Annotated in this window: 20 protein-coding genes and 1 pseudogene; 6 read left to right on the plus strand and 15 right to left on the minus strand. The window is 73.3% G+C overall.

The genetic code is table 11. From position 1 onward, the window contains the following. Positions 1 to 78: 78 nt before the first annotated feature. Positions 79 to 1,281 (minus strand): MFS transporter, encoded by a 1,203-nt coding sequence (locus AB0M80_RS33475; protein ID WP_364572948.1) that lies wholly within the window; start codon positions 1,279 to 1,281, stop codon positions 79 to 81. After that, on the minus strand, positions 1,278 to 2,060 hold the full coding sequence (locus AB0M80_RS33480; RefSeq protein WP_364572950.1) for a DeoR/GlpR family DNA-binding transcription regulator: 783 nt from the start codon (positions 2,058 to 2,060) through the stop codon (positions 1,278 to 1,280). Before AB0M80_RS33480 ends, AB0M80_RS33475 begins: the two co-directional genes overlap by 4 nt. 123 nt (positions 2,061 to 2,183) lie before the next feature. On the opposite strand from AB0M80_RS33480, the gene AB0M80_RS33485 reads away from it, so the two are divergent. Further along, positions 2,184 to 2,771, plus strand: a complete 588-nt coding sequence (locus AB0M80_RS33485) for a TetR/AcrR family transcriptional regulator (RefSeq protein WP_364572952.1) — start codon at positions 2,184 to 2,186, stop codon at positions 2,769 to 2,771. On the opposite strand, the gene AB0M80_RS33490 is transcribed toward AB0M80_RS33485, so the two are convergent. Together AB0M80_RS33490 and AB0M80_RS33495 are read right to left on the minus strand one after the other, a co-directional pair. Further along, positions 2,768 to 3,868, minus strand: a complete 1,101-nt coding sequence (locus AB0M80_RS33490; protein ID WP_364572954.1) for a Gfo/Idh/MocA family oxidoreductase — start codon at positions 3,866 to 3,868, stop codon at positions 2,768 to 2,770. The genes AB0M80_RS33485 and AB0M80_RS33490 overlap by 4 nt on opposite strands. Continuing rightward, the gene (locus tag AB0M80_RS33495) at positions 3,865 to 4,599 is read right to left on the minus strand and encodes a TIM barrel protein (protein WP_364572956.1); all 735 of its coding nucleotides are present in this window, start codon (positions 4,597 to 4,599) and stop codon (positions 3,865 to 3,867) included. The genes AB0M80_RS33490 and AB0M80_RS33495 overlap by 4 nt, the downstream gene beginning before the upstream one ends. 193 nt (positions 4,600 to 4,792) lie before the next feature. Between AB0M80_RS33495 and AB0M80_RS33500 the strand changes: the two genes are divergently transcribed. Next, positions 4,793 to 4,984, plus strand: coding sequence for a hypothetical protein (locus tag AB0M80_RS33500; RefSeq protein WP_364572958.1), 192 nt, complete (start codon positions 4,793 to 4,795; stop codon positions 4,982 to 4,984). 146 nt (positions 4,985 to 5,130) lie between these two features. Then, the gene (locus tag AB0M80_RS33505) at positions 5,131 to 5,379 is read left to right on the plus strand and encodes a hypothetical protein (RefSeq protein WP_364572960.1); all 249 of its coding nucleotides are present in this window, start codon (positions 5,131 to 5,133) and stop codon (positions 5,377 to 5,379) included. Between the two features lie 4 nt (positions 5,380 to 5,383). On the opposite strand, the gene AB0M80_RS33510 is transcribed toward AB0M80_RS33505, so the two are convergent. The 9 genes from AB0M80_RS33510 to AB0M80_RS33550 all read right to left on the minus strand — a co-directional run bounded on the left by AB0M80_RS33510 (position 5,384) and on the right by AB0M80_RS33550 (position 15,866). Next, positions 5,384 to 5,734 carry a CU044_2847 family protein gene (locus AB0M80_RS33510; protein WP_364572962.1) on the minus strand — a complete coding sequence of 117 codons (351 nt, stop codon included), beginning with the start codon at positions 5,732 to 5,734 and terminating at the stop codon, positions 5,384 to 5,386. 32 nt (positions 5,735 to 5,766) lie between these two features. Beyond that, positions 5,767 to 7,092, minus strand: coding sequence for an extracellular solute-binding protein (locus AB0M80_RS33515; protein ID WP_364572964.1), 1,326 nt, complete (start codon positions 7,090 to 7,092; stop codon positions 5,767 to 5,769). A 65-nt stretch (positions 7,093 to 7,157) separates the two neighbouring features. After that, entirely contained in the window at positions 7,158 to 8,282 is a 1,125-nt protein-coding gene (locus tag AB0M80_RS33520) for a hypothetical protein (RefSeq protein WP_364572966.1), read from the minus strand. Continuing rightward, positions 8,279 to 9,718 (minus strand): VWA domain-containing protein, encoded by a 1,440-nt coding sequence (locus AB0M80_RS33525; RefSeq protein WP_364572968.1) that lies wholly within the window; start codon positions 9,716 to 9,718, stop codon positions 8,279 to 8,281. The genes AB0M80_RS33520 and AB0M80_RS33525 overlap by 4 nt, the downstream gene beginning before the upstream one ends. A gap of 4 nt (positions 9,719 to 9,722) precedes the next feature. Then, positions 9,723 to 11,900, minus strand: coding sequence for a tetratricopeptide repeat protein (locus AB0M80_RS33530; protein ID WP_364572970.1), 2,178 nt, complete (start codon positions 11,898 to 11,900; stop codon positions 9,723 to 9,725). Continuing rightward, positions 11,897 to 13,441, minus strand: coding sequence for a trypsin-like peptidase domain-containing protein (locus AB0M80_RS33535; protein WP_364572972.1), 1,545 nt, complete (start codon positions 13,439 to 13,441; stop codon positions 11,897 to 11,899). Before AB0M80_RS33535 ends, AB0M80_RS33530 begins: the two co-directional genes overlap by 4 nt. Before the next feature lie 160 nt (positions 13,442 to 13,601). Next, a complete protein-coding gene (locus AB0M80_RS33540; protein WP_364572974.1) occupies positions 13,602 to 14,573 on the minus strand; it encodes a transporter in 972 nt (323 codons plus the stop codon). After that, the gene (locus AB0M80_RS33545; RefSeq protein ID WP_364572976.1) at positions 14,570 to 15,454 is read right to left on the minus strand and encodes an ABC transporter ATP-binding protein; all 885 of its coding nucleotides are present in this window, start codon (positions 15,452 to 15,454) and stop codon (positions 14,570 to 14,572) included. The genes AB0M80_RS33540 and AB0M80_RS33545 overlap by 4 nt, the downstream gene beginning before the upstream one ends. Positions 15,455 to 15,464: 10 nt before the next feature. Continuing rightward, positions 15,465 to 15,866 (minus strand): GntR family transcriptional regulator, encoded by a 402-nt coding sequence (locus AB0M80_RS33550; protein ID WP_364572978.1) that lies wholly within the window; start codon positions 15,864 to 15,866, stop codon positions 15,465 to 15,467. A 109-nt stretch (positions 15,867 to 15,975) separates the two neighbouring features. On the opposite strand from AB0M80_RS33550, the pseudogene AB0M80_RS33555 reads away from it, so the two are divergent. The 3 genes and pseudogenes from AB0M80_RS33555 to AB0M80_RS33565 all read left to right on the plus strand — a co-directional run bounded on the left by AB0M80_RS33555 (position 15,976) and on the right by AB0M80_RS33565 (position 19,443). Then, a pseudogene (locus tag AB0M80_RS33555) lies at positions 15,976 to 16,748 on the plus strand (cyclase family protein). Beyond that, the gene (locus AB0M80_RS33560; RefSeq protein ID WP_364572980.1) at positions 16,745 to 18,364 is read left to right on the plus strand and encodes a thiamine pyrophosphate-binding protein; all 1,620 of its coding nucleotides are present in this window, start codon (positions 16,745 to 16,747) and stop codon (positions 18,362 to 18,364) included. The pseudogene AB0M80_RS33555 and the gene AB0M80_RS33560 overlap by 4 nt, the downstream one beginning before the upstream one ends. Before the next feature lie 92 nt (positions 18,365 to 18,456). Continuing rightward, the gene (locus AB0M80_RS33565) at positions 18,457 to 19,443 is read left to right on the plus strand and encodes a hypothetical protein (RefSeq protein ID WP_364572982.1); all 987 of its coding nucleotides are present in this window, start codon (positions 18,457 to 18,459) and stop codon (positions 19,441 to 19,443) included. On the opposite strand, the gene AB0M80_RS33570 is transcribed toward AB0M80_RS33565, so the two are convergent. Further along, entirely contained in the window at positions 19,440 to 20,183 is a 744-nt protein-coding gene (locus tag AB0M80_RS33570) for a hypothetical protein (RefSeq protein WP_364572983.1), read from the minus strand. The genes AB0M80_RS33565 and AB0M80_RS33570 overlap by 4 nt on opposite strands. Positions 20,184 to 20,185: 2 nt before the next feature. Next, the gene (locus AB0M80_RS33575; protein WP_364572985.1) at positions 20,186 to 20,632 is read right to left on the minus strand and encodes an Lrp/AsnC family transcriptional regulator; all 447 of its coding nucleotides are present in this window, start codon (positions 20,630 to 20,632) and stop codon (positions 20,186 to 20,188) included. Between the last annotated feature and the right edge of the window lie 145 nt (positions 20,633 to 20,777).

Below are 20,777 nucleotides of genomic sequence, written 5' to 3' on the forward strand. Positions count from 1 at the left end.
CGGCCGCTCGCGTTCCGGGCGCTGTGCGGGATCCTCGGCCGCGCGGCGTGGCCCCGCGAAGGCGATCCCGGCCGCCGGTCAGGAACCGACGGGCTGCTCCACCGGTTCCGGCTTCGGGGTCAGCACCCCGGCGAACACCGCCGCCAGCAGGCACAGCACCACCGGCACCGCGAAGGTGACGTTCAGCGGCATCCACCGGGTCAGCCCGCCGATGAGCGCCGGACCCGCCAGCAAGCCGACGTACCCGAGGCCGACCACCCGGGCCATCAGCGTGCCCGACGCCCGGGTGTCCAGGTTGCCCGCCGCGGTGAACAGCTGCGGGACGCCGCCCGAGAGGCCCAGGCCGAACAGCGCCCAGCCCACCAGGGACACCGGCACCCACGGGGCCGCCGCGGCGGTCGTCAGGCCCACCGCCGCCAGCACCGCGCCATAACGGACGATCGCCGCCGGGCCCGCCCAAGCCGCGACGCGGTCGGTCAGGAACCGGCCGGTCGTCATCGCCACCGCGAACGCGCCGTACGCCAGCGCCGCCGTCGACGCCGATGTGCCGAGCACCTTTTCCATGTGCAGCGCGGCCCAGTCGTTCGCCACGCCCTCCGACAGCATCAGCGCCAGGGCCAGCAGGCCGAGCAGCCAAACCAGGCGGCCCGGGGTCCGGCGGCCCGCCACCGGCGCCGGCTCGGCGGCGGAAGGCACATCAGGGGACGGCACAGCGGCCGGCTCCATCAAGAACCGTGCCGACACCACGGAAAGCAGCACGCACAGCAGGCCGGTGCCGGTGAGCGTCACCCCGGTGGGCACGCCCGCCCCGAGCGTCGCCGCGCCGATGACCGCGGCGATCGCACCGCCGATCGACCACATCGCGTGGAAGGCCGCCATGATCGGGCGCGGGTAGGCCCGTTCCACGACGACCGCGTGGGAGTTCATCCCGACGTCGATCGCCCCGTTGCCGAAGCCGAAGCCGATCAACGTCAAGCCCAGCGTCCACCACGAGTCCGCGAACCCCGGCCCGCACACCGCGAGCCCGAGCAGCACCCCGGCGGCCGGCACCAGCCGGCGGTGCCCGAGCCGGTCGACGAGCGGGCCGGCCACCTGCATGCCGGCGAACGCGGCGCCGCCGAGCACCAGCAACAGGGCGCCCAGCGTGCTGTGCGAGATGCCCGTCGCGCGCTCGATGTTCGGGATGTGCACGACCCACATGCCCATCGCGAACCCGTTGAGGCCGAAGAACATGAAGGTCGCGAACCGGGCGGCGCGCGGGCGGGACGGAACGGTCGTCATCGGCTCTCCGTGGGGGTGGGGACGGCGACGTGCACGAGCACGCCGCGTTCGGTCAGCGCCGCGCGCTGGTCTTCGGGCGCTCCCGGGTCGGTGATCACCACGTCGGCGCGGTCGGCGGGACAGACGTGGGCGAGCGCGGCCCGGCCCCACTTGGCGCCGTCGGCGAGCACGATCACCCGGGCCGCGACGTCGAGGGCCGCCCGCTTGACCTCGGCGTCGGCCAGGTCGAAGGCGGTGAGCCCGGAGTCGAGGCCGATGGCGCAGGGACTCAGCACGGCGACGTCGAACCGCAGGGCCCGCAGCGACGCCAGCGTCAGCGGCCCCACCAGGGCCTGCTCCCCCGGTCGCGGTTCACCACCGGGCAGCAGCAGCCGGACGCCGGGCGCCTCGGCCAGTTCGCGGACGGCGTGCAGGGACAACGGCATCACGGTGATCGAGCGCCCCCGCAGCAGGCGCGCCAGCTCCAGCGCCGTGGTGCCGCTGTCGAGGACGACCGTCTCGCCGTCGCGGATCAGCTCGGCCGCCGCGGCGGCGATGGCCCGCTTCGCCGCGATCGCGGTCGTCGCGCGGGCCGCGAACGGGGGTTCGATCCCCGACGGCGAGGCCGCGACCGCTCCGCCGTGCACCCGCCGCAGCACTCCCCGGGACGCCAGGTGGTCGAGGTCGCGGCGGACGGTCATCTCCGACGCGCCGGTCGCTTCGGCCAGCTCGCCGACGCCGACCTGGTCGGCGTCGCGCAGCCGCTCCACGATGACCCGTTGTCGTTCCGCGCTCTTCACGCCGTGATCTTGGCAAGCCACGCGCGTTCGCACAACGGATTTGTTCGATCGCTCACGTGCCTTGTGCGAACTCCCGCTGCGGCATGATGGTGCCGTGCACGCCGCCGAGACCACCGCCGCCCCGTGACCGGGGGCTACCTGAAGGGCCGGATCCGCCGCGAAGACATCATCACGGCGGCGGCCGCGGCGTACGGCGAGCTGGGCTACCACGGCTCGTCGCTCCGAGAGATCGCCAAGCGCGTCGGGATTTCGCACGCCGGCCTCCTCTACTACTTCCCCACCAAGGAAGCCCTGCTCGCCGCCGTGCTCGAACGCCGGGACGCCGAGGACTCCGACCGCGAGCAGCTGACCGTGCCGCCCGGGCTGGCGGTCCTGCGCCACTTCGTCGCGCTCGCCGAGCACAACGTCCGCCACCCCGGGATCGTCGACCTCTACTCCCGGCTGGCCGCCGAGTCGGTCGCCGCGGACCACCCGGCGCACGAATACTTCGTGCGGCACTACGCGGCCGCGCGCGCGGGCGTGCACGAGTCGTTCGAAGCCCTCGCCGCCCGCGGCGAGCTGCGGGCGGGCGTCGAACCCGCGATGGCGGCGCTGACGTTCATCGCGCTGATGGACGGCCTGCAGGTGCAGTGGCTGACCGTGCCCGGCGACGTCGACCTGGTCGGCTCGCTGCGCTTCTACCTCCAGAACCTGCTCACCGTCCCGCTTTAGAGCGTCTTCGCGTACGGGTCCCAGCCCGCCGGCAGCACGGGCGGCACGTCGACGGTGCCGTCGACCTCCACGCTGTGCCCGCCGGCCATGGACTCTTCGATGGCCAGCATCGCGTCGAGCACGTGGAAGGCCAGTTCGCCGGACGCGCGTTCCGGCACCCCGGCCCGGATCGCCCTGGCCAGTTCCAGCGTGCCGGTCCCGCGCGAAGCCGCGTGCCCTTGCGGCGCCAGCTCTTCCGGCTCGTCGTGGCCGAGCAGGTGCAGCCGGGTCGGCTCGTCGAACCGGTTGGGGTCCGGCAGCACGGCGGTCCCGAGCGTGCCGGTCAGCTCGACCAGCCCGGCCCGCACCAGCGCCGAGTCGAAGCTCATGACCAGCTGGGCCGAGGCGCTCTCGAACTCGACGAGCGCGGTGATCGTGGTCGGCACGGTCACGGGGAACACCGTCCCCGCGCGCGGCCCGGACCCGACGACCCGGGTGTCGCGCCCCCGCCCGCCGGCCCCGGTGACCCGCCGGACCGGACCGAGCAGGTGCACCAGCGCCGTCAGGTAGTACGGGCCCATGTCGAGCAGCGGCCCGCCGCCGGCCTGGAAGTAGAACTCCGGTGCCGGGTGCCAGCGTTCCGGGCCCGGCACCTGGAACAGCGCCAACGCGGTCAGGGGACGGCCGATCCGGCCGGCGTCGACGGCTCGCCGCGCGGTCTGCAACGCGGCACCGAGCACGGTGTCGGGGGCGCTCGCCACGCGGAGGTTCTTCTCCCGGGCGCGATCGAGGAGCTTGCGGCCGGCCTGGCGGTCCAGCGCGAGGGGCTTCTCCGCCCACACGTGCTTGCCCGCATCGAGGGCAGCGAGCCCGATGTCGACGTGCGCGGCCGGGACGGTCAGGTTGACGACGATCTCGACTTCCGGGTCGGCCAGCAGTTCCGCCACGGTGCCCGACCGCGGCACGCCGTACTCGGCCGCGCGAGCCGCCGCACGCCCGGTGTCGAGGTCGGCGATCCGCAGCACGCGGACGTCCGGGAAGCTCGTGAGGTTTTCCAGGTAGGTCCCGCTGATGACGCCGGCGCCGATGATCCCGACGCCGACCGGACCGCCGGTCACCGGCCCGTGCCGGTCAGGAAGGCGTGGCTGGCGGCGATGGCCTCGAAGAGGTCACCATCAAAGGCGTCGAACTCGACCACGCGCAGCGCGTCCGGCGCGGCGGCGAGCACCTCGGCGACCGGCATCCGGCCCTGGCCGGCCGGGACCTGGCCGGTGGCGTCGGTGGCCAGTCCGCCGTCCTTGACGTGGATGGCCCGCACCCGGTCGCCGAGCCGCCGCAGCAGGGCGGGCGCGTCCTCGCCGCCCGCGGTGGCCCAGTAGGTGTCGACCTCCAAGGCGACCGCCGGGTCGAGCTGATCGGCGAACACTTCGAACGCGCTGCGGCCGTCGATCCGGGTTTCCAGTTCCCACCAGTGGTTGTGGTAGCCGACGCGCACGCCGTGCTCGGCCGCGACCTTGGCGGCGGCGTTGAGCGCGTCGGCCGTGGCCGCGATGCCGGCCGCGTCCCGCCACTGCTCGGGCGGCACCAGCGGGTCGATGACCAGGCCGATGCCCAGTTCGGCCGCCTCGGCGAACGCGGCGTGCTGATCGGCGCCGAGCAGGCGCGCGTGCGCCGTCGGGGCGGTCAGGCCGTTGGCGGGCAGCCCGGCCCGCAGCGCTTCGGCGTTTTCGACGACGCCGTAGGGCTCGACCTGCGTGAAGCCGATGGCGGCGAGCCGCCGCAGGGTTCCGTCGGGATCGGCCGCGAAGGCGTCGCGGACCGAATACAGCTGCACGGAAGGCACGCTCATCCCCAGCTCCTCCAGCTCCGGTGGCGGCCGTCCGCCACGGCTCCTCAATTTCTACCATGTGGTCAAAATTGTGACCAGGGGCTTCTTCCGTGGTGGCCGCGTGCCCGGATGCACGGCCGGGGTTGTTTTGGGTTGGGCCGGATGGGGCAGTAACGCCAAGAGGGCCAGGGGTCGATCCGGGGAGGTGCCGGTAGTGGACAGGGCAGGGGACGAAGTGGACACGGGGGCGATCGGGCACCCGGCGTCCCGTCGCGACCTGACGGATCTGTCCGAGGCCGCACGGGACCTCGACCGCCGGATCGAGCAGCACCTCGCCCGGTTGCGCCGCGAACGCGCGCAGCGCGCCGGTGACATCCCGGACCAGCGGCTCCGGCCCAGCGGCTGACGGGCGGCCTCCTTTCACCACGCGGACGCGACCTATTACGCTCTGCGGCTTACTCTGTCCGACCGGTTCCGAGTGGCCCCACGCCACCCGTCGAAGTCCTGCGAGGTCGCCATGTCCGACGCGCTGTCGCCGAGCCGGACGCCGAGGTGCCGGAGCTGACCGCGATCGCCCAGCGCATCGAGCAGATCCTGGTCCAGGGCCCGCTCGGCGCCGGCCGCTTCCGCACCCGCGCGGAGATCGAAGCGATGACGGCCGGCCTCGAACTGGTCCAGCCGAACGCGATGGCGGAACCGGGCATGGCGGTGTGCGACGAGTGGTGGCCCGACGGTCCCCGGCTCACGCCGCTGAGCGACTCGGCCAAGTGCGTGGCCGGGATCGTCGGCTACAAGCCGTAGCGCCTCACCCTTCCGGCTCTTCCGCCGCGTCCGCGGCGGTGGAGGCCCCGTCGCGCAGCCACTTCAGCTTGACCTCGAACTGGCCCTGCAGCCCGGTGCGCGCGATCACGGCCCCGGCCTGGGCGTCGAGCTTGACGCCGAACTTGAGCTCGACCTCGTCCGGGCCGAGGTCGCGGAACTGGGCCAGCGCGGCGGCCGCGGCCGCGCGGACCTCACCCAAGGCGTGCTCGAAGGTCGTGGTCGCCTTGCGCAATACGCCCGAGGGCACCGAGGCGTGCTCCAGGCCCGGCTCCGCCTCGACCTCGACGACCACCGTTCCGCCGTCGGCCAGCGGGAAACGCACGAACTCCTGCACCTGATCTCCTTACGCAGTACGGGTGGGCCGCCTCAGCACGGCAGGTCGAGCCACTGCTCCCGGCCGATGCCCCGGCGCACCCGGTCCAGGTGCCCGAGCAGGGTGTACAGCCGGTCGGGATGGGCCAGGTACTCCAGCACCGCCTGGTAGAACGCGCTGGTCATCGCCGACGGCATCAGGTCCGACGCGTCGAAGCACAGGGCGCTGCCCTTGGCGAGGGTCGTGGCGATCCGCCGGGTCACGTCGCTGCGGTAGACGCCCTGGTCGACGAGGCGCTGGTGCACCGAGAACGTGGTCCCGCCGGAGGGCCGGATCCGCTGTCCGTCCTCCCCGGCCAGGTAGACCATGAGCCGGCGCGCGGCGGGGGTGTCGCGGAACATCCCGGCGAGGTCGGCGGAAACCTCGGACGGCCCGGCGCCGCCGGAACCGGGGAACGGGAAGAACCGGAAGTCCCGGTCGGGTGCGGGCGGGCCGCCCGGCCGCTGAACGGCGGTGTACCCGCCGATCGCGAACGAGCCGAGGTGCTCCAGCGCGCACCCGGGCGGGTCGGCGAACATCGCCCGGCCGGCGTCGGCGAACGAGGTGAGCAGCGCCGCCGTGCTGCCGCCGCGGACCGCGCCCGGCGCCAGGACCAGCTCGCCCCAGCTCCGCCACGCGTCGACCATCGCCGGGTCGGTCCAGGGCAGCCGGCCCGCCGCCCAGCTGCTGTAGACCTGCGGCCCGGCGCGGTGCAGCAGGATGTCCTCGATCCAGTCGGTACCGGGGAACCCCGAGTTCGGCGGGGCACCCATGCCGAGGCACCACGGCCGCCGCCCGGCCGCGGTCAGCCGCTGCGAAGTCGCCACGAGCTCGTCCCACGTCGCGGGCACGGGTTCGGTGAAGGTTTCCGGGGTGTACCAGACGATGCTCTTCAGGTCGGCCTTCACCGCGACCGCGTACACCGCATTTCCGCCGAGCTGCTGCAGCTTCAGCCACTGCGGGCTGTAGGCCTCGGTGGCCTCCGCGCCGAGGACGGCGTCCAAGGGTTTCACCTCGCCCGTGCGCACATACCCCGCGAGCTCGGCCGGGTTCGACAGCACCGCCACGTCGGGCGGGGTGCCCTGCTGCAGGTCCCCGCGTAGCACCTGGTTCTGCGCGCGGGTGCCCTGGTACCGCACGGGAATCCCGGTGTCCCGGGTGAATCCGTCGAGGACCCGCAGGAACGCCGCCTGCTCGTCGCCGGTCCACGGGCCCAGGACCGTCAGCGTGTCCGTGCCGCTCCCGGCGGAACACCCGGACAGCAGGAGGAGGGCGGCCAGCGCCCAGCCGGCGCATCTCTTACTGATCCGGCCAAAAGCAGGCCGACGCTCGCGCGGCACGTAACGGTTGCCACAAAGCCGTCCGGCCGTGACTGTAGTCGGATCAGTAACAATCGGCACAGTAGTCACGGCTGTCTCCGGCCTCTCGTCGCGCGGAACCGGTATTCGTCGAGCCGTGGTTGCAGGCCGCCCGCCGCCAGGACGCCGATCCCGGCGGCCAGCACGGGGATCCCGTACCCGAGCGCGCCGTTCCAGCCCGGTTCGGTGAGCCCCGGCCCCAGCAGCGCCGACTCGTCGGCGCTACTGGGGCGCGCGGGCAGGACGGTGGGCGGGGTAACCGTCGCGGCGGCGAACGCGGCCACCGTGTCGCCGCACCCGGCCGCACCCCCGGGCCCGCACTGGGCGGCCAGCACCTGGGCGAGGGTCCACCGGGCCCCGTCGGCGGCGGCCGTGGTGGCGGTGGTCCGGGTGTCCACGGTCCGCTCCAGCGCGGCACCGCTGTCCCTCGCGTCGGACTGGACGCCGAGCAGCAGCGCCGTTCCCGTGCCCAGCAGCACGCACGCCACCGTGGCGGCCAGCAGGGCGGCGTTCACCGTGCGCCGGAACCGCCGCGCGAGGAACCGCTGGGTCCACCCCAGCGTGCCGAGCAGGACGACCAGCGGCACCGCCCAGAGCAGCGTGACCGCGGGGTCCAGCCAGTCGCCGCCGAGCTGGTCGTCGAGTGCGGCGCGCTGGGCGGCCTCGAGCGTGTCGAGCCGCGCGAGGATGCCGTTCTCCGGTGCGGTCAGCAGGTCCGACGCCGACAGCAGGTTGCTCGCGGCGAGGGGGCCGCCCCCGTCCTGCCGGAAGTGGGCGTCGGCCTGCCCGATGAAGCCGTTGTACGCCGGCAGCAGCCCTTCGATCAGCCGCAGCGTCTGGCTACCCTGCTCACCGGCCGCGTTGTGCTCCGCGACCTGGGCGAGCTGCTGGCCGGCCAGGGCGATTCCGTCCTCGTACTGCTCGCTCGGGCCGGTCAGCTGCACCTGGCCGTGCTCGAACGCGTCCACCGCCGCGTCGTGCGCGGCCACGATCGCCTCCTTGGCCAGTGACACTTCGAGCACCGCGGGTGCGGTCCGCTCCCGCACCTCGGCGATGCTGGCCCGCACGCCGAGGAAGGTCGCCAGCGCGGTCCCCAGCACCAGCACGCTGCCGGCCACCAGCCCGAGCCGCAGCCACCACAGCGTCTGCCGGGTGGTGCTGGTCGTGGTCACGAGGGCGCTCCCGTCTCGAACGGCTCGCCGCAGTGCCCGCACCGCTTCGCCGTCGGCCGGGCCTTGTGTCCACACTGGACGCATTCGCGCGGTGCGCCGCCGCCTTCGGGCGGGACGGCCGCGGCGGGCTCGGTTTCACCGGTGCGAGCCTCACCGGTGTAAGTGGACATGGTCGAACCGAGCAGCGCGGAAAACACGTCGCGCGGGCGCAATCCCTCCTTGAACGTCACGACGCCGTCGTCGCGCACGTCGATCAACCGGCCCAGGCGCTTGACGTTCTCCGCGTTGCCCAGCTCGGTCGCCAGCCGGAAGGCGGTGCCCCAGTCGCGCGCCGCTCCCGCCCGGTCGCCGCGGTCGAAGGCGTCCCAGCCCGCCTGGACCGCGCGGCTCAGGTCGGCCTGCCCGGTGACCCGGGCGACGTTGTCGTCCGGCACGCTGGAGAGCGCCAGGTCGTCGGTCAGGTAGCCCACGACCGCCAGCCGCTCGCCGACCGCGTCGTCGGCGCCTTCGAAGAGGGTGACGGTGCCCAGCAGCCGGTCCTCGTACCGCGTCAGCTCTGCCGGCTCGACGTCGAGGCAGAGGTGGTACTCGCGCAGCTCGTCGCCCCACGCCCCGGTGGGCAGCTCGAGCACGGGTCCTTCGGTCCGGCACTGCGGGGTGAGGTCGACCTCGGTCGGGAAGACCTGCTTGACGAACCGCAGCCGGCTGTAGGACATGGTGGTCATCCGCAGCCGGAGGTCGGGCACCGTCCGGCCCATCGCCCGCTCGACCAGGCGCCGGAAGTCCCCCGCGAGGTCGGCGTCCTCCAGGACGGCGTCCGCGCTGCCGCGCAGGACGGAGGCGATGCGCTGCAGGTCCCGCGGCTCCCAGTCGTCGCCGATTCCCCGGGCGTCACAGGCGAACCGGCCCTGGCAGCGGTCGAGCGCGGCGTCCAGCGCCCCCGCGCGGTCGGACTCGTTCTTGCCGTCGGTGAGCAGCACGGCGTGCCGGATGGCGACCGGCGTCCGGTCGAACACCTCCAGGGCCAGGTCCAGCCACGTGCTCATCGCGGTGCCGCCCCCGGCGATCAGCCCGGAGGCCGCGGCCTTCGCCTCGTGCCGGGTCCGCTCGCCGGCCACCGCCAGCGGCGGCGCGGCCGGGTACACCAGCCGGGCGTGCCCGGTGCATTCGACCACCCCGAACAGCACGCCGTCGCGCAGCGAGCCGATCGCCGCCCGGCAGGCGTGCCGCGCGGCCTCGATCTTGCTCGGCGGCCAGTCCATCGAGCTGGAACAGTCCACCAGCAGCAGTTCGGCGGCCGGCGGCGGCGCGACCGCGGTGGCGGCGGCGTCGCCCACCCGCACGGTGAGGACGACGTCCATCCGGTCGTCGGCGGGCGCCAGGTACTTGTTCTGGCTCAGCTGGAGGGTGAACGACGGGCGGTCCCGCTCGGGCATCCGATCACCTTCTCGTCTTCGGCCGGACGGAGTTCGCGAGATCGACCAGCACGCCGTGCTCGTTCCGGTCCCGCGCCCGCTCGGCGAGCCGGCGCAGGGACTGCTCCAGGAGCGACCGCAGGCCGCGTTCGGTGACGCGCTCGCCGAGGAGCGCGCCCCCGTCCCAGCCGTCGTGCTCCGCCGGTGCGGCCAGTGCGGCCTCGCGGACGAGCGCCTCGAGCCGGTCCTGGGCCTCCCGGTCGAGGTAGAGCTCGGGCAGCCGCCGCGCCGCGTCGGCGAAGTCGTCGCGGCCCGGTGGCCCGGACGGCAGGCGGCCCGCCCGGATCCGCACGGCGGCGATCCGCGCGGCGTCGTAGTGGCGCGAAATCGGCGGCACCACGTCCAGCAGGGCGACCGCGGTGTCGCGGCCCCGGGTCCGCAGGTGGCAGCGGGCCAGCCCGAAGGCGGCGCTGACCTGGCTGTGGTCCCGGTGCCAGACCGAGCGGTAGCAGCGCCCGGCCTGCTCGGTCCGCCCGCGCAGCTCGGCGCAGAAACCGAGCGCCAGCTTCGGCGCGAGCTCGCCGGGCCAGCTCCGGTGCACCCGGTCGAACGCGACCGCGGCCTGCTCGGCGTCGTCGCGGGCCAGCGCCAGCAACCCGTGGTGCCAGGCCGCCCGCCAGTCGCGCGCGGCCTCGGTCCCGAGCAGTTCTTCGGCCTCGGACAGAGCCGCGGCCGCGGCGCCGGGGTCCCGCAGCGCGACCAGCGCCCGCGTCCGGGCGAACGCGATCTCGGCCGAGCGCTCGCCGAACATCGCGAGCTTGTGCAGCCAGCGGTGCGGTCCGGGTGCCCCCGCGGCCGCGATGAAGCCGGCCGCGGAGTCGTCGGGCGCGACCCGCGGGATCGGCAGCCGGCCGGCGCCCTCGGCGGCGTCGGGCAGCCCGAGATCCAGCTGGTCCCCGGCGTGCTCGCCGGTGACCCAGTGCTCGAGGCCGGGCACCGCGCCGAGGCCGTCGTCGAGCAGTTCCGCGGTGTCCTCGAACAACGCCGACGGCATCGGTCGCGGCCGTTCGTCGCGCAGGGAAAGGATTTCCCGGCGCACGCCGTCGAGCTGCTCGGCCATTTCGGACGCGGTGGCGAACCGCCGCTCGAACGGCGCGACCGCGCGCTCGAGCACCCGGCTCAGCGAGTCGAGGCCGCCGGCGACGCGGTCCGGGTCGGCGTCTTCGCCGGCGGCTTCGAGCAGCACCTGCAGCGTCCGGCCCACGGTGTGCAGGTCCGAACGAACGGTCAGGCCGTGCCGGGCCAGCTCGTGCGGCGGCGCCTGGAACCCTTCGGTGCCGACGCTCGGACCGGCCGCGTCGTCGATCGAGCGGGCCGCGCCGAGGTCGATGACCTTGACCCGCTTGTCGCCGTGGATCACGTTCTCCGGCTTCATGTCGCAGTAGAGCAGGCCTTCGCCGTGGAGGTAGTCCAGTGCGCCGAGGATCGCCCGGCCGTAGACGATCACGTGCTCGACGCGCGGGGGCGGCCCCTGCTTCAGCAGGTCCCGCAGCGAGCGCCCGCCGACGTACTCCATCACCAGGTAGGTGTCGGGCTCACCGCCGCCGGGCGGCGGGTGCTCGACGAAGTCGTTGATGCGCACGATGTTCGGGTGGTCGAGCCGGACGAGCACGTCGCGTTCGACCCGCGCGAGCGCGCGCAGCACGGCGCTGCCGCTGTTGATCACGCCCTTGAGCGCGACGTGCTGGCCGGCGAGCGCGGTGTCGGCGGCCAGGTACACCCAGCCGAGCCCGCCGCGGGCGAAGCAGCCGAGGACTTCGTAGCGGTCACCGAGCCGCTCTCCGCGCTTCAGCTTGGGCAGGAAGGAAAAGCGCTCGCCGCAGTTTTCGCAGAACCCCTCGGCGAACGCCGGCTCGTCGGCGTAGGCGCGGCCCACGGGTTCCCCGCAGTGGCCGCAGAACCGGTGCTGCTCGGGGTAGTCCGGGTCGGCGAGGACCAGCTTTTCCGGATCGGGCACCTCGATCGCGGGCAGCGATTGGAAGTCCGCCTCACCGCCCCAGAGCTCGACGCTGCGCCGGGTGCTCTCGGGAGCCGGCCCGGACGTGGCCGGCCGCTCCACCGGCACCCGGCGGCGGCCGCACACTTCGCAGAACCCGGTCGGCCCGACCGGCTGCCCGTGGCACCACACCGCTTCCGCCGTCACACGCCCTCCAACCGGCGGCGGACCGCGCGCACGTACCGCTCCACCGGCTCGGCCGCGGCTTCGAGATCGACCGGCCGGGAGGTCAGCGCCACCATGGCCGCGCGGTAGAGCTCGCCCAGTTCCTCGTCCTCCACCCGGCCCGCGTCGGTGGCTTTGGCGTTGTAGGCGCGCAGCCGGCCCAGGAGCTCGTCGAGCAGGGCCATCTGCGCGTCGAGTTCGGCGTGCCGCCGGACGAGCTTGCGCCGGGCCGCTTCCGCGTCGCGTTCGGCCTTCGCCAGGGCCAGGCGCACGCGGCCCGGTTCGGTCCGCTCGCCCGCCGACCGCAGGACGGCCAGCCGCAGGCGCAGGTCCACGGAATCGGCGGGCACCTGCTCACCCGAACCGATGCGGCCGGCTCGCTCCCGCGTGCGTTCCTCCTCGTGCTCCACCATGTCGACCAGCAGCGCCAGCCGCTCCAGGCGCCGCGCGTTGCGCTCCTTTTCCCAGCGCCGGGCCAGGTCCACGCCGGGTGAGTCCGGCCCGCTGAACTGGACCAGTACGGTGGCTCCCTGGTCCATCAAGGGCCGCAGCACCTCGGTGAGCACTTCCTCCGGTGCGCGCGAAGCTTCGACGCTGGTCACCGCCACCGCGACGTCCTCCGGGTTGGTGGCCAGCACCGTGGGGGCCGGCCCGGTGCTGATGTCGGCGCTGACGTGCTCGGCCACCTCGCGGGCGGTCTTGCCGGTGGCGTCCACGACCGCGTCGAGCCGCCCACCGGGCACCCGGTCCGCCCTCGGCGGGCGGGACACCCGGCGCTCGCGCCGCACCTGGGCCAGGAAACCTTCCCGGACGGCCGCGTCGCGGTCCCCGATGAGGACGATCAGCGGGCCGGCCGACGGCCGCGGGGGATCGCCCACCCACCGGGCGACGTCCGGCACGTGCCGGACGATCACCTCGACCGGGATCAGGTAGGCGAGCCCGGCCCGTTCGTCGGTGTACTCGGTGACCACCATGCCGAGCACCGCACCGGTCGCCTTGTCGATCACGCCCGCGCCGCTGAAGCCGCGGCGCACCCGTTCCCCCGGCAGCTTCGAGTTGAGCTGGATCCACTCCCCGGCGGCTCCGGCCGGGCCGGCCAGCTCGGCGTTGTTCACCCAGACGCCGTAGTGGTGCGGGGGCGGAAAGCCGTAGGTGTGGACCACCCGGTCGCGCACGGCGCCGAGGCGCACCAGCGGGGCGCCGGACAGGTGGGGGAACGCTTCGACGAGGTCCAGCACCGCGATGTCACCCCGGCCGTCGTCCGACGGCGGCACCCAGCAACCGGGCCGCACGGCGGCGAGCGTCTCCGGCATGCCGTCCACGCCGACGAACCGCACCAGCACGTGCGGCCCCGAAAGCGCTTCCTCCCCGGCGGCCTGCACGACGTGCGCACAGGTGAGCACCGTGGACTCGCCCAGCAGCATCCCGGCGCCCAGTGCCCGGCCCGTCGAGTCCAGCAGGCATACCCGCCACGGTTCCGAATCCCCCGCGCGCCCAGCGGCACGACCGTTGTGCTCCCTCACCGGGAGCGACCTTACGGCGGCACACCGGCACTGCGGGGAGGGTTCGGCCGCTTACCCCGGCAGATCACCCGATCGGCCGCAGATATCCGCCACCGCGTGGGGAACTCACGAACACGCGAGGCCCTCCGGCGGGAAGTGCCCGGCCGGAGGGTCTCGCCGGTCAGGCGATCGTGCGCACCCGGCGGATCGCGAAGAACACCAGCGCGGCCGTCAGGAGCACGAAGATCCCGGTCTCGACGCCCTGGAAGATCCAGAACCGGTCCCCCGGCTGGTACTGCAGCCAGTTCTGCGCACCGGGGCCGGCCGGGTTGGCACCGCAGCCGCCGGGTGGGCAGGGGCCGATCTGCGAGTTCGGCAGCACCATTTCCCCGGCCGCGTTGCGGACGCCGAGGTCCAGCACCCAGTCGCCCGACGCGGGATTCGGCGTCCGCTGCCCGTCCGGTGAGAACGAGAGGGTCCGCGCCGGCAGGTACCGCGGCCGGGCGAACACCTCGACGGCGACGCGGACCGCCGCGAACCCGACCAGGGCGATCCCCATGGCGGGCAGGACTTTCCGCCAGTACGTGCCGGCGAAGGCACCCAGCGCCAGCGCGAACAGCGTGTACGCGATCGGGACGATCCCCTGGACGTCGAACGACAGGTAGTTCAGCCGGCCGGTGCTCGCGGTGACCAGTGGCCGGAACCACCACGACACGCCCAGTGCGTAGCCGATCGCCAGCACCGCGGTGATCGCGCCGAGCAGGCCGAACTTGACCAGCGCCCAGTGCAGGCGGCTCACGTCCTGCGTCCACACGAGACGGTGGGTGCCCTGTTCGACCTCGCGGGCGACCAGCGGCGCGCCGAAGAACACCCCGACCAGCACCGGCAGGACCACGAACAGGACGGCGACGAGCATCATGCCGCCGAACTCCTGCTGGAACTGGTGGCCGAGGCTTTCACAGCGTGCCATCGCCTCGGTCTGCGTGATCATCGACGCGCTGCCGAGCGCGGCCCGGCAGGCACCCAGGCCGAGGCTGTCGTACTTCGCGTGCATCGCCAGGCCCGTGGGCACCATGATCGCGGCGAGCACGCCGAGAGCGACGAGGGTGAACAGGGCCTGCCTGCGGTGCTGGCGCCAGGTCAGCCAGATCATGCCGGCACCTCCCACGCGGACGCGGGAACGCGGGTCCCGGCTTCGGCGAGGTGGGCCAGCACCACGTCCTCCAAGGTCACTTCGTGTTCCGTCCACAGTGGATCTATCGGGCCGTCGCCGCGGCGGACCAGCAGCGTCGACTGGCGTTCGGTGTGACTGGCGCGGACCACGTCCGCGACACCGGTGATGGACTCGCTCCCGGCCCGGGGCCCGACGAGCGTGCGGTGGCGGTCGAGCAGCTCGTCGACCGGCCCGGCCAGCTGGACGCGGGACCGCTGCAGGAGGATCAGGTGGTCGCAGCTGCGTTCGAGGTCGGCGAGCAGGTGCGAAGACAGCAGCACGGTCGTCTCGCTTTCGGCCACGGCACCCATCAGCGTCTGCATGAATTCGCGGCGCGCGAGGGGGTCCAGGCTGGCGATGGGTTCGTCGAGCAGCAGCAGCCGGGGCCGTTTCGCCAGGGCCAGCGCCAGCGCGACCTGCGCCCGCTGGCCGCCGGACAGCTTGCCGACCGGCTGGTCCGGCGGGATGCCGAGCCCGGCGAGCCGGTCGCGGGCCAGCGCGGTGTCCCAGCGGCGGCGGTTCAGCTTTGCGCCCATGGTGATCAGCTCCGCCGCGGTGAAGTCGCGGTACAGCGGGGTGTCCTGCGCGACGAACCCGATGTCGGCGAGCACGGACCGCGGCGCACGGCCGAAGACGCGCACCTCGCCCGCGTCGGGTTTCAGCAGGCCGACGGCCAGGTGCAGCAGCGTCGTCTTGCCGGCGCCGTTCGGGCCGACCAGCGCGGCGACCCGCCCGGCCGGCACCTCCAGCGCGCAGTCGCGCAACGCCCAGGTGCGCCCGTAGCGCTTGCCCAGCGCCCTGGCTTCCACCGCGAGCTCCATTCCGGACTCCCTACGACAGGTCGTGCGGCACCCGGGTGCCGCGGATCGTGGTCTCGATGAGGGCGGCGACGTCGTCGGCCGACATCCCCGCGGCTTCGGCGCGCTCCAGCCACGCCACCAGCTCGTCCCGCAGCCGAGCCTGGCTGCCGCTGCCGAGCGAGGGCCCGGCGAGGGTGCCGGTGACGAACGTGCCCACCCCCGGCCGGCCTTCCGCCAGTCCCGCCAGCACCAGCTCGCGGTAGGCCTTGAGCACGGTGTTCGGGTTGATCGCCAGCGCCTCGGCCACGTCCCGCACCTTCGGCAGCTGGTCGCCGGGCCGCAGCAGGCCCACGCGCAGCGCCTGCTTCACCTGGACGACGAGCTGCATGTACGTGGCGACCCGGGAGCGACCGTCCAGGACGAACTCGATCACCCTGCCCACCCTCCTATTGTCTTACGACATTAAGACAACACCTCACCGCGGCCGGCTGTCAAGGCATAGGGTCTCGATCGAAAGCGCACACCGGCACCGGGAGGCAGGCATGTCGTTGTTGGACGGGCTGAGCAAGGCGATCGCGGCCGGGACGATCGAGATCGTCGACCTCACCGCTCCCCTGAGCTCGAGCACGCCGATCCTGCGGCTGCCCGAGCCGTTCGCCAACACCATCCCGTTCCGGCTGGAGGAGATCAGCCGCTACGACGAGCGCGGCCCGCGGTGGTACTGGAACGACATCCAACCGGCGAGCACACCGGCACCCACCTGGACGTCCCGGTGCACTGGGTGTCCGGGAAGGACGGTCACGACGTCTCCCAGGTACCCCTGAAGACCCTCGTGGCCCCCGCGGTCGTGCTGGACTTCTCCGCGAGGGCGGCCGAGGACCCGGACTTCCTGCTTTCGGTCGACGACGTCCACGCCTGGACGGCCGAGCACGGGCCGCTCCCCGACGGCGGCTGGCTGCTGTACCGCACCGGCTGGGACGCGCGCAGCGCCGACCAGGAGGACTTCCTCAACGCCGACGAAGCCGGCTCGCACACCCCGGGCGTCTCGCCGGAGTGCGCGCGGTGGCTCGCCGAGGAAGCGCCGATCACCGGGCTCGGCGTCGAGACCGTCGGCACCGACGCCGGGCAGGCTCCCGGGCTCGAGCCGATGTTCCCCTGCCACGAACTCCTGCTGGGCGCCGGCAAGCACGGCCTGACGCAGCTGCGGAACCTGGCCGCGCTGCCGCCGACCGGGACGCTCCTGGTCGTCTCGCCGCTGCCGATCGTCGGCGGCTCGGGCAGCCCCGCCCGCGTCCTGGCCCTGGTGGAGCGGTGAACGTCGCCGAACTCGTCGGCCGCACCCTGGCCGGTCTCGGCGCCGGCACGGCGTTCGGCGTGGTGGGCAGCGGCAACTTCGAGGTGACCAACGCGTTGCGCGCGGGCGGCGTCCGGTTCGTCGCCGCCCGCCACGAGGGCGGCGCGGCGAGCATGGCCGACGCCTACGCCCGGATCAGCGGGAAGGTGGCGGTGCTGTCGCTGCACCAGGGGTGCGGGTTGACCAACGCCGTCACCGGGATCACCGAGGCGGCCAAGAGCCGGACGCCGATGCTGGTGCTCACCGCCGACTCCGCGGGTTCGTCGGTGCTGTCGAACTTCCGCATCGACCAGGACGGCCTGGCCGCGGCCGTCGGCGCGGTGCCCGAACGCGTGCACTCGGCCGCGAGCGCGGTGGCCGACACCGTGCGGGCGTTCCGCACCGCGCGCCAGCAGCGCCGGACGGTGGTGCTGAACCTGCCGCTCGACGTCCAGGCCCAGCCGGCGCCGTCCTCGCCCGCACTGCCGGGCGTACCGGGGCCCGCTCCGGTCCGCCCGGACGCCGGTTCGGTGGCCGCGCTGGCGGATCTCCTCGCGGCCGCCGAACGGCCGGTGTTCATCGCCGGCCGCGGTGCCCGTGGAAGCCGGGAGGTTTTGCGGGAGCTGGCTTCGCGGTGCGGCGCGCTGCTGGCGACCTCCGCCGTCGCGCACGGGTTGTTCCACGGCGACGAGTTCGCCCTCGGCATCTCCGGCGGGTTCGCCTCCCCGGTGGCCGCCGAGCTGATCGTGGGCGCCGACCTGGTCGTCGGCTGGGGCTGCGCGCTGAACACGTGGACCACCCGCCACGGCAAGCTGCTCAGCCCGCACGCGAAGCTGGCGCAGGTCGACGTCGAGCAGGCGGCACTCGGCGCGCACCGCCCGATCGACCTGGGCGTGGTCGGCGACGTCGCGTGCACGGCTTCGGACGTCCTCGCTTCGGCGCGGGAGCGCCGGGGTTACCGCACCGGCGACGTCGCGGCCCGGATCGCGGCCGGGCGCTGGAACGACGTGGAGCACGACGACCTGTCCCGCGACGGCCGGATCGACCCACGGACGCTCAGCAGGCTGCTGGACGAGCTCCTGCCGGCCGAACGGATCGTCTCGATCGACTCGGGCAACTTCATGGGCTACCCGAGCGCGTACCTGTCGGTGCCCGACGAGCAGGGGTTCTGCTTCACCCAGGCGTTCCAGAGCATCGGGCTGGGCCTGGGCACGGCGATCGGCGCGGCGTTGGCCCGCCCGGATCGGCTGCCGGTGCTGGCCACCGGCGACGGCGGGTTCCACATGGCACTGTCCGAACTGGACACGGCGGTCCGGCTCCGCCTGCCGCTGGTGGTGATCGTCTACAACGACGCGGCGTACGGCGCGGAGGTCCACCACTTCGGCGACGCCGACATGACGACGGTCCGCTTCCCCGACTCCGACGTGGCCGCCATCGGCCGCGGCTTCGGGTGCGGGGGCGTCACCGTGCGATCGGCGGAAGACCTGTTCGCGGTACGCCAGTGGCTCGCGGGGCCCCGCACGGCACCACTGGTGATCGACGCGAAGATCGCCGACGACGGCGGATCGTGGTGGCTGGCGGAGGCGTTCCGGCACTGACCCGGCCTTGACACGGGCCCGGAACGGGCTGAATGCTGACCGAGTTGTCCTATAGTCGTAGGACAGTGGGGGAACTAACCCGAGGAGCTCCGATGCGACTCATCCTGGCCCTGCTCGCGGCGGCGGCGGTCGTGTTCGCCGTCCCGGCGGACGCGGGCCAGCAGCGTCCCGACCCGGCGGGCACGCTGCTGGCGGCGTTCGACGACCACCCGATCGTCGCCAAGTCCAGCCCGGACGTGGGAACGTTCGTGTTCGACCTCATCCGCGACCCGCGCTTCCCGGCCCGGGTGAACGACATCGTCGTGGAGTGCGGCAACGCGCGTCTCCAGCCGCTGCTGGACGCCTACATCGCCGGCGGCGAGGCGCCCGGCATCAACACCGTGTGGCGCGACACGACGCAGCCGAGCTGCGGGTTCTCGACGTTCTACGAACAGCTTTTCGCGCTCGTGCGGCAGGTGAACACGACGCTGCCCGCGTCGCGGAAGATCCGGGTGCTGGCTTCCGACCCGCCGATCGACTGGAGCCGCGTCCACTCGCCGCCGGATCTGGAGCCGTTCCTGGACCGGGACGCCTCGATCGTGTCGGTGGTGAAGACGCAGGTGCTGCAGAAGCACCGCAAGGCGCTGATGTTGTTCGGCCTGGGCCACTTGACCCACGACGGCGGCAGCGGCGCGGTGGCCCAGCTGGAGCGCGAGTACCCGGGGGCGGCGTACGTGGTCGCGGACCACCGCGGGTTCACTTCGGACAACACGCGGCTCGAGCAGCGGCTGGGGTCGTGGCCGGCTTTGGTGCCGGTGCAGGGTTCGTGGCTCGGTTCGCTGGACACGACGTTCTTCCCGGTGAACCGCGACTACCCGCCGGACACGCGCGGTTATCCCGGTGTGGACGCTTACCTGTACGAGGGCCCGGCCGATCTCTTGCTGCGGGAGCCCCTGTCGGCCCGTGCGGTGCTGGACACGGAGTACTTGAGCGAGCTCCGCCGCCGCGCCGCGGCGATCGAGGCACCGCCGGACTCGATCGAATGGCCGGAGACGTTCTTCGACCGGGAGCGCACTTCGGGCGTCCTTTTGCGTGGTTAGGCGCGTGGGACCCCGGCCACAGGATGCGAAACCCAGATATTCGGTTCGACATAGACCGCAAAATCCTGCGTGACGGAAACCAGCACCGGCACAAGAGCACCGGGAACCACCACCGCACCATCCCGATCGAACGGCAACCCGGTCCACCGCCGCCAATCAGCGAGCGGAGCCTGCACCGTCGCCGAGCAGGGAGCAACACCCTCGAGACGCCCACCCGCCCGGACATGCGTGCGCAGCCACCGATCGACAGGCAAGCCGTCCGGGCGGGTGGACAACGCGTAGTCACCCATCGGCACGTGCGGAACGGCCGCCTTGTCCGGTGGCCGCACGGGAATCACGAGCGACGCAAGCCCCGCCGCGGCGACGGCTTCCCGCATCGCCTCCAGCACCACAGAAGAATGGCCACGCGCCTGGTGCTCGGGATGCACGGCGATCTCCAAGGCACAAGCGGTGTCCGGAGCAACCCCGTCGAGGGCATCCTCAGCGGCCCAGACGGCCACCTCATCCCAGCCACGGGCGGGCAGGGACCCCCGCCCACGGAACGGCACCATCACCCCGCGCGCCACCGGCTCGCCGCCGTCCAGCAAGGCGACGACCAGGTGCGGCCACAACCGCGCCACCCGCCGGCCGCGCACCAGCAAGCTCGCCAGGCTGCCTTCCATGAACCGCGGTGAGTCCGGCGGATAGGGGATTCCGTAAACCGGCACGTCCGGGCGCTGCGCCAGCGTCACGAGGTCCACCGTCAACTCCCCCGTGACCAGGATTCGAGCGCGATCAACGTCTTCGTCCCCGTCACCTGGTGGTGCCGCCGGATCTCGTCGATCGTCTTCTGCAGGTGCGCCATGTCGCGGACCCGCAGCCACACCAAGGCGTCGGGGTCGCCCGCGATCGTGAAGACCGCTTGGGCCTCCGGCATGCGGGTGGTCGTCCGGAGGATCTCGTCCACCTTCGCGTTGCCCACGAACCGCAGCTCGGTGAACGCCTCGATCCCCCAGCCCAGTTTCGCGTGGTCGACCTGAACCGTGAACCCGGTGATCACCCCGGTCTCGCGCAGCCGGTCGATGCGGCGCTTGACCGCCGCCGTGGACAGCGTCACGCGGCCGGCGATGTCGGACAGCGTCCGGCGGGCGTCCTCGCGCAAGAGGCCCAGTATCTCGTGGTCGGTCGCGTCGAGCAGCTCTTCGGGCATGCGTCCGAGGGTAACCGCGCGCAAAAATCCGAGCCAATCGACGCGATCACCCACCAAAATTTGCGCGTGAGCCGCAAAAGCTAGACTGCCTGTTGCGTGAGTGTGGTGCGCATCGCATCGTGCCCCGAAGCGCACCGAGGCGAAG

This window comes from Amycolatopsis sp. NPDC051045 (assembly GCF_040682955.1).
Taxonomy (GTDB): Bacteria; Actinomycetota; Actinomycetes; order Mycobacteriales; family Pseudonocardiaceae; genus Amycolatopsis.

Excerpts from the sequence above, each read along its gene's own strand:
- AB0M80_RS33565 (WP_364572982.1), top strand. The coding sequence starts at position 18,457 with ATGCGACTCATCCTGGCCCTGCTCGCGGCGGCGGCGGTCGTGTTCGCC.
- AB0M80_RS33540 (WP_364572974.1), bottom strand. The coding sequence starts at position 14,573 with ATGATCTGGCTGACCTGGCGCCAGCACCGCAGGCAGGCCCTGTTCACC.
- AB0M80_RS33545 (WP_364572976.1), bottom strand. The coding sequence starts at position 15,454 with ATGGAGCTCGCGGTGGAAGCCAGGGCGCTGGGCAAGCGCTACGGGCGC.
- AB0M80_RS33525 (WP_364572968.1), bottom strand. The coding sequence starts at position 9,718 with ATGCCCGAGCGGGACCGCCCGTCGTTCACCCTCCAGCTGAGCCAGAAC.
- AB0M80_RS33495 (WP_364572956.1), bottom strand. The coding sequence starts at position 4,599 with ATGAGCGTGCCTTCCGTGCAGCTGTATTCGGTCCGCGACGCCTTCGCG.
- AB0M80_RS33575 (WP_364572985.1), bottom strand. The coding sequence starts at position 20,632 with ATGCCCGAAGAGCTGCTCGACGCGACCGACCACGAGATACTGGGCCTC.
- AB0M80_RS33475 (WP_364572948.1), bottom strand. The coding sequence starts at position 1,281 with ATGACGACCGTTCCGTCCCGCCCGCGCGCCGCCCGGTTCGCGACCTTC.